The organism is Burkholderia sp. Bp8998, assembly GCF_003854235.1.
GTDB lineage: Bacteria > Pseudomonadota > Gammaproteobacteria > Burkholderiales > Burkholderiaceae > Burkholderia.
The window spans coordinates 1-1,291 of the sequence record NZ_QTQF01000131.1 but is presented as its reverse complement, the minus strand read 5'-3'; the positions used below and the strand labels follow the sequence as shown (position 1 = coordinate 1,291).

Annotated in this window: 1 protein-coding gene; it reads right to left on the bottom strand. The window is 61.8% G+C overall.

The genetic code is table 11. The features are described from left to right. Window positions 1–66: 66 nt before the first annotated feature. A protein-coding gene (locus DIE06_RS37745) for an IS3 family transposase (protein WP_409364541.1) occupies window positions 67–1,202 on the bottom strand; the annotation gives its coding sequence in 2 pieces (ribosomal slippage) (window positions 67–947 and window positions 947–1,202; 1,137 coding nt in all). Between the last annotated feature and the right edge of the window lie 89 nt (window positions 1,203–1,291).

Here is a 1,291-nt window from a genome sequence, read left to right as displayed (position 1 = left end):
TATACAGAGGTGGCCTCACTCCTTCGGACAGTTTTCTGAGATTTTTAAGTGGAACGTCCGAGGCAATCATGCTGCCGATTTAATCGCAGGCAGCGTCGCGAAGTATGCCTCATCCGGCGTCTGATCCGCCAGGCTCGAATGGGGCCGTTTCCGGTTGTACAGCTCGATGTAGTCGCCGATGGAGCGCCGAGCATGGCTGACCGACTCGTAGGCTCGCAGGTAAATCTCTTCGTACTTGATGCTACGCCACACGCGTTCGACGAACACGTTGTCGCGCCAGGCCCCTTTGCCGTCCATCGACAGCCGCACGCCCCGGCACAGCACGGCCTCAGTGAACGAGCCCGCCGTGAACTGGCTACCCTGGTCGGTATTCACGATGTCCGGCAGTCCGTAGCGGACGAACGCCTCTTCCAGTGCCTCGACAGCGTGCGTGGCTTCCAGCGTGATGGCGACCCGGTGCGCGAGAATCTTGCGGCTCGCCCAGTCCACCACCGCCGTCAGGTACACGAAGCCGCGTGCCATCGGAATGTACGTCGTGTCGAGGGCGAACACCTGATTGGCACGGTCGATCTTTATGCCGCGCAGCAGGTACGGCCAGATCTTGTGCTGTGCGTTGCGCCGGCTCGTGTTCGGCTTGCAGTACAGCGCCTCGACACCCATGCGCTTCATCAGCGTGCGTATGCGACGGCGACCCACCCCATGGCCTTCCCGGCGCAGCAGACGCGCCAGCATCCGTGCCCCGGCAAATGGAAACTCCATGTGCAGTTCGTCGATTCGCCGCATCAGCAACTGATCGACCTCACTGACTGGCTGCGCCCGGTAATACGCGCTCGATCTCGCGATGCCAACCAGTCGCGTCTGTCGCGAAACCGGCAGCGCATGCGTACGGTCAATCATCGCTTTGCGCTCAGCAGTCCGGCCTTGCCGAGCGCTCCGGACAAAAAATCGTTCTCCAGCGTCAACTGACCGATCTTCGCGTGCAGGGCCTTCAGATCTACCGGCGGCTCGCTCGACGGCACGCCTGCTACACCGAACACATCGGCTGCACGCTCCTGCAGTTGCCGCTTCCATTCCGTGATCTGGTTCGGATGCACATCGAACTGCTGCGCCAGTTCGGCCAGCGTGCGCTCGCCCTTGACCGCCGCCAGGGCCACCTTCGCTTTGAACGCCGCTGAGTGCGTCCGTCGGGTTCTCTTCGTCATTGCTCGGTTCCTTTGCCAGCATTATCGCTGGCTCAGGCCCCGGAAGTTCCACTTATCCGGCTGTCCGAATTTGCGCGGCCACCTCTTAC